Origin of the sequence: Cobetia sp. MC34 (assembly GCF_018340035.1) — a bacterium.
In the GTDB taxonomy this organism is placed as follows: Bacteria; Pseudomonadota; Gammaproteobacteria; order Pseudomonadales; family Halomonadaceae; genus Cobetia; species Cobetia amphilecti.
Map to the genome: position 1 here is coordinate 45,202 of NZ_JADPPY010000026.1, position 6,606 is coordinate 51,807.

The window sequence follows — 6,606 nt, forward strand, 5'->3', positions numbered from 1 at the left end:
AGCGGCGGCGAGGAAGTGAACTCGCTTGCGAGAGACGATGAAGATCGCCGCCGGTCATTGGCCTGATGAGCGGGCGTACGTTAGCGGTTGGAAATGCCCCACATGCTGAACAGGTACTTCCTGATCGCGAACAGGAACAGCAGCGCCGGGACGACCAGAATCAGACCACCGGCATACTTGATCTCGGCAGGTGACTCGGAAAGGCTCTGCACCAGGAAGGCGGTCAGGGTGCGGTTCTCGACGGTGAGGATTGCCGAGGCGAACACCTCGTTCCACGAGATCACGAAGGCGAACACGGCCGAGGCGGTGATGCCCGGGGCGGCCAGCGGCAGCACTACGCGGCGGAAGGCCTGCCAGCGGTTGCAGCCCATCAGCCAGGCGGCTTCCTCGAGTTCCACCGGAATGCCCATGAACAGGCTGGAGGTGGTCAGCACCGCAAACGGCAGTGCCAGGGTGGCGTGCACCATCGCCAGACCCAGGATGGAGTCATCGATGCCGACCTGGATGAAGATGACGGCCAGCGGCAGCGCCAGCAGCGGCATCGGGAAGGCCCGCGACAGGATGATGATCATGCGGTAGGCATTCATGCCCGGGAACACGAAGCGGGCCAGCGCATAGCCTGCCGGTGCGCCGAGCACGATGGCGATCACCATGGTGAAGACGGCGGCCAGCAGCGAGTTGCCCAGTGCGCTGATCACGCCCTGGTAGTGCCAGAAGAAGTCGAGGGTCTCGAAGCTCAGCGCCGGGGTCAGGGTCTTGGGCCAGCCGGTGATCTGCTCCGGCGTGCTGACGCTGTTGAGCATCAGCAGGGCGATGGGCACCAGCACCCACAGCACCAAGATCGAGACGCCAGCCCGGAACAGCCATTTCCAGGCCATGTCATTGCGACGTGGCTTGTGGGCGGTCTGCGCCACCTGGCGTGAGGAGTCGCCTGAGCGTGATGAAAGAGATGACGGCATGACGGCCTCGGAAGAAGAGGATTTCATCAGCGGGCCTCCTTCGGCACATTGAGGAGCTTGATGTAGAAGCCGGTGATGACCACCGAGATCAGCATGATCAACACCGCGTAGGCCGCAGCGGCACCTGTCTGCTGGTAGAGGAACTGCCAGTCGAAGGTCTCGCTCATCAGTACCGGCATGTCACTGCCGCCCAGCATCATCACTACCGCGAAGACCTCGAGTGCCAGCAGGGTGCGCAGAATCAGCGCCGACTGGATGCTGGGGCGCAGCATCGGCAGGGTGATCTTCCACAGGCGCTGCCAGTAGCTGGCGCCGAACACCTGACCGGCCTCGTCATATTCCTTGGGGATCAGCCCCATGCCCGACACCAGGATCACCAGCACGATGGCGGTACCGCGCCAGATCTCGGCGACCACCACGGCCAGGAACAGCGCGAAGACATTCTGATAGTTGAGCCAGGACGCCGGCGCATCGATCACGCTGACCGCGCTCAGGAAGCTATTGAGGAAGCCGAACTGCTCGAGGATCGCCAGCCAGATGATGCCGGCGGCCAGATCGGAGATGCCCAGCGGGATGGTCCAGATGTAGAGGATGCTGTCGCGCCCCTTGTTCATCTTGGTGACTATCAGCGCCATGCCGATGGCCAGCACCAGCTGCAGCGGCACCACGACCCCGGTCAGCAGCAGGGTGTTCTTGAGTGACGGCCAGAAGTTGAAGTCCTGATAGATGCGCGTGAAGTTGGCTAGGCCCACGTTGCTGTCACTGCTGGTGAAGGCCTCGGCGAAGATCTGGATGAACGGATAGAGAAAGAAGGCACCCATGAACAGTAGGCTGGGGGCGATCAGGTAATAAGGTAGCCAGCGATCGTGCTTCATCTTTGCTCACCTTTGGCGTTGTTGTGATGGCTTGTCGGAATGGTTTGGTGGCACCGGGTCGGCATGACAGGGGTTGGCGTTCCGTCATGGCGACCCGTCGGGGGGTGCCGTTGCTGCTGCTGTATTGCGTGTGTGACGAGTGATGCGTTCTTGAGTGTTGCGTTCTGGTGCCAGCGGCTTACTTGACCGGGCAGGGGCCGTCGCTGGGCGTATCCGGGAGCCAGCAGCCTGCGCCTGATGTGTTGATCAGCGTCTGCAGGCGCGGGGCGAGGATATCCAGTGTCTCCTCGATGTCGGTGTCGCGCAGTACGATCTGCACGAAGGCATCGCGGTAGATCTTGTTGAACAGGCCCGACTGCTGGCCCAGGCCACTGGGCAGCAGCGAGAGCACGGCGTCATCAGCGGAGGACTGGGCCGCGACCGCCTTGCCGGACATGCGAATGCTGGCGGGCAGGTCATCGGGCAGCCCAGCCTCTACTACCGGGAAGAAGTTGGTGGCCCGCAGGGTGCGAATCTGGGCTTCCGGCGTCATCAGATAGCGGACCAGCTTGCGCGAGGCATCGGGATTCGTGGCATTGGCGGGTACCGCCAGGCCAGCGACCACCGGCATGTAGCCGCGTCCGCTGGGGCCGGCAGGGGCCGGGAAGGCCACGTACTGATCCGGCTGCTTGTTGAAGGCATCCTTCAAGCGCGCGGTGTGATCGAAGGCGACCCACACCTCGCCATTGAGCAGCGGTTCCTGCATGAAGCCGTAGGCGGTGGAGCGCGGATTGGTTACCGCCCAGATCTCGCGGAACTTCTGCCACATGGCCACGGCGTCATCGCTGCGGAACTCACGCACCACCGAGTGGGTGAAGGATGGGTAGAGATAGCCTTCCAGGAAGCGGTGGATCAGCCCCTTGCGACCGGCCGGGAAGCCCAGCTTGGGGCTGCCGGTGGCTTCCTGCATGTTGCGGCCCCATGCCAGCAGCTCGTCATAGCTCAGCGCGTTCAGGTCGGCGCCTTCAGGCAGGTAGGGCAGCGCCTTGCGATTGGCGGCCATGATGTAGGTCGCCTGCATCCACGGAATGTAGCGCTGCTGGTCGCCGCCCAGCTTGCCCAGCGTCATGTACTGCTGGCTGATGCCCGCGTCCGCAAGCGAGCCTTGCAGGTCATCCAGCGGCGCCAGAATGCTGGGCGTCAGCGACCCCAGTTCGCCGTGCAGCCCGCCGAGCAGATCCAACGCGCCATCGGGGCTGGTCTTCTCGGCCTCGAGACGCGACAGGAAGGCGCCCGTCTCCTGCGGCATGTAATTGATGGCCTCAGCGTAGGGTGCCAGCGCGATCTCGCGCATCTGCTGGGCCTCTTCCAGCGGTCTGGCCTGGGTGCTGAAGAAGGTGATGTCAGCGAGGGCGGACGTACTGCCCAGCAGCGCCAGCAAAGCGAGGGCGGTTGGCATCTTGCGCATGGAGGTCTCCCCGGTCGGGTGTTGTTTTTCTGGCGTCACGCTGACCACGTTCTGACGGTGGCATTTTGCGATCAGGCATTTTGCGATCAGGCGTTTTGCGGTCAGGCGTCTGGCGTCGTGAGGTCAGTCGATGGTCCTGTGTGCTCAGGCAGTGGTATCGCGCAGCAGCAGGTCGTAATCGAAGCAGCGATGGCGTGGCGCGCCATCCTGCGGCGCCAGCACCAGTTCGATCAGCGCCTGACTGACGGTCTCGAACGAGATGTCCAGGGTGCTGAGGCTGGGCTGGCGGTACATCTGCGGCGGCAGGTTATCGGCGCCGATGATGGCGATGTCCTCGCCGGGTGTATGGCCGCAGGCGCTGACCGCTTCCATCACGCCGTAGGCGAAGATGTCGCTGGCACACACGAAGGCGGTGGGGGCGTTGGCCCCGGACAGCGCTTCATGGGCGACCTGATAGGCGCTGGCATAGCCGTGCGGGCAATGGCGCGAGCTGGGCGCGAGGCCGGCGTCATGCATCGCCTGCAGATAGCCGGTCTCACGTTCGACGGCGGTGTAGAGGTCGCTGAAGAAATTGAGGAACAGGATATTGCGATGGCCCAGGCCAATCAGATGGCGGGTGGCGCGCATGAAGCCGTCGGCGGCATTGATGTCGACCCAGTCGTGCTCGCTGGCGCGGCCGGTACGACCGTGAGTGACGAAGGGGATGCCGCTGTCGAGCAGGAAGTCGACGCGCGGGTCCTGAATGCGGGTACGGGCCACCACGAAGGAATCGACCTTGCCGCCATCGATGAAGCGCTTGTAGGTGTCCAGTTCGTCGCGGTCCTCGGGCACCGTGGTGACGATGAGGTCATGTTCCGGTGCGGCGTCGTGCAGCGCCTGGCCCAGCGCGACCAGCAGGCGGGTGTTGAACTGATCACGAAAGTCGCCCTGGGCGCCGTTCATGATGTAGCCCACCGAGGAGGTGCGGCCTGTTTTCAGGCGGCGTGCGCTCTGATTGGGCTTGTAGCCCACTTCACTGGCGTAGGCCTGCACCCGCTCACGGGTCGTGGCGCTGACATCCTCGAATCCGCCCAATGCCCGCGAGACCGTCGTGACCGACAGGCCCAGCTGGCTGGCGAGATGCTTGAGTGTGATGTTCGGCGGCATGGCACTTTTCCTTTGCGGTAACTGTGAGCGGAAACCGTTATCCGAAACGTTTCGGAAGCGATCTTTTCACTGTTTTGAATACCTTGGCAAGAATGACGAGACCAAAGAATATATCCGTAATAATCCCGACATATGGCGCTGAAAATCGCCGCTCAGGCTGGCGATTGAGCCGGCGCCGATACCACGCTATTTGCACGTAGCGATCTGGCGCATGTCGTCGTAAGGAGGAGGGGGAGCAAGCCATGTGCGTTGTTGTCAGCGGAGCCGTTCCCCGTGGCGTGAGGCGACGCACGACGGGGGTGTTCTTATGACGGGCATGATCACTTGGCGGACCTGGTCTCATGCCTGACATGGCCGCCAGAGCCACAAACGCCGACACCCCGCACAGGGCGGGGTGTCGGCGTCTGGATAGCGATGTTGAGTCAGGCCCGGCGACACTGTCGTAACAGTGTCAAAGCCCAGACATTCAGAGCATTAGTAGTTGCCTTGTGGCGCGAGCTCCGCGGCCTTCTCCTTGCGTGAGGGACGAATCAGGCGGCCCTGCAGTTCCTCAAGCGAGACACCTTTGGTCTCGGGCATGAAGAACAGAACGAAGACTAGTTGCAGCAGCATCATGAAGGCAAAGAAGGCGAACACCGGCCCGCCACTGAAGTGGCTGAGGATGGTCGGCATCAGCAGCGCGATCAGTGCCGCGAAGATCCAGTGCACGGAGCTGCCGAAGGACTGACCCATGGCGCGTACCTTGTTGGGGAAGATTTCAGAGATGAATACCCAGATTACAGCACCCTGACTCATGGCATGTGCAGCGATGAATACGCCAAGCAGCATCGGCACGCCATACCCGCCCATGGCGGAGAAGTCTTGCAGATAGAATGCCCAAGAGATTAGGCACAGTGATACAAGGTACCCGGCGGAGCCGATCAGAATCAGGGTCCGGCGCCCCAGTTTGTCGATCAATGACATACCCAGCATTGTGAATATCAGATTGATGACCCCGATTCCCGCTGTAGAGAGCAATGCAGCACTAGATTCGAGCTGAGCCTCGGCCAAAATCCGCGGTGCGTAGTAGATGATGAAGTTGATGCCAGAAAGTTGATTGAATGCGGCAATCAGGAAAGCAAACAGGATAGGCAGGCGGTAGCGCCAGGCGAACAGGCGGGTATGTTGCTTGGCACTCCCCTCGCTCTCGGTGCCACGAATGATGGCGATTTCTTCGGCGATATCGGCCTTGGGGTTGATCAGCTTGATGATCTCGGCTGCTCCAGCTTCATCATTACGCTTGAGAATCAACCAGCGCGGGCTACGTGGCACTTTGCAGATCATCAACAGATAGAGCGCGGCAGGCACAGCTTCCACGCCCAACATCCAGCGCCAGTTCTCGCCATCGATGAAGCCGATGAAGTAGTTGGAGACAAAAGCGATCAGAATCCCGAAGACGATGTTGAACTGATAGAGCCCGACCAGCGCTCCACGCCGTTCGCGCGGTGCGATTTCCGAGATGTAGATAGGCGCCGCAACGGAAGAGGCCCCCACGCCCAGCCCGCCCAGCAGACGGAAGAACGAGAACACATATGGATCAGTGGCCAGAGCGGAGCCCAACGCCGAGACCAGATACAGGATGCCGATGCCGATCAACGTGGCTCGGCGCCCGAAGTGGTCGGTTGGCCAATTGCCGAAAATGGCGCCGATTACCGTGCCCCAAAGTGCCATCGACATGATGATGAGGCCGTGGTCCAGATCGCTGAGACCCCACTGACTTTGCAGTGCAGTATCAGCTCCTGAGATGACGGCGGTATCGAAACCGAACAGGAAGCCGGCGAGGGCAACCGTGATCGACCATTGAAGTATTCGTGACATGGCGTAGCTCGTCCAATGAGGGCTAGGGTAAGTGACATCAACTTGTGAAACTTAATCGTGCAAGATTGTAGAGATGAATCGTGTCATCGCGCAATCCCAGCATAGCGTGTGCTCTTCAGTCCATCAGCTATACCTTATGGTTAAAGGCATTTCGGTAAGGATTGTCGCTCATTACCTATTTGGGAATTAATTCGCTAGGGAAACACTGCACAAATCCTGCCGTTGGTGCCTGATCGCCACCGACGGGGTAGAATCTAGCAATATCGCTACCGCCTGATAGAGCCATCCGATGAAGCAGATCTCATTCGCCCAAGCAGAGCAT

The 6,606-nt window shown here is 61.0% G+C and carries 5 protein-coding genes; all 5 read right to left on the reverse strand.

Annotation, left to right across the window (positions count from 1 at the left end):
- Nucleotides 1-80: 80 nt before the first annotated feature.
- The gene (locus IZU87_RS13135; protein ID WP_213114805.1) at nucleotides 81-986 is read right to left on the reverse strand and encodes a carbohydrate ABC transporter permease; all 906 of its coding nucleotides are present in this window, start codon (nucleotides 984-986) and stop codon (nucleotides 81-83) included.
- Nucleotides 986-1,834, reverse strand: a complete 849-nt coding sequence (locus IZU87_RS13140; RefSeq protein WP_213114806.1) for a carbohydrate ABC transporter permease — start codon at nucleotides 1,832-1,834, stop codon at nucleotides 986-988. Before IZU87_RS13140 ends, IZU87_RS13135 begins: the two co-directional genes overlap by 1 nt.
- A gap of 178 nt (nucleotides 1,835-2,012) precedes the next feature.
- The gene (locus tag IZU87_RS13145) at nucleotides 2,013-3,281 is read right to left on the reverse strand and encodes an ABC transporter substrate-binding protein (protein ID WP_213114807.1); all 1,269 of its coding nucleotides are present in this window, start codon (nucleotides 3,279-3,281) and stop codon (nucleotides 2,013-2,015) included.
- A 144-nt stretch (nucleotides 3,282-3,425) separates the two neighbouring features.
- Entirely contained in the window at nucleotides 3,426-4,427 is a 1,002-nt protein-coding gene (locus tag IZU87_RS13150; protein ID WP_054556976.1) for a substrate-binding domain-containing protein, read from the reverse strand.
- 474 nt (nucleotides 4,428-4,901) lie between these two features.
- Nucleotides 4,902-6,284 (reverse strand): sugar porter family MFS transporter, encoded by a 1,383-nt coding sequence (locus tag IZU87_RS13155; RefSeq protein ID WP_213114808.1) that lies wholly within the window; start codon nucleotides 6,282-6,284, stop codon nucleotides 4,902-4,904.
- Nucleotides 6,285-6,606 lie beyond the last annotated feature (322 nt).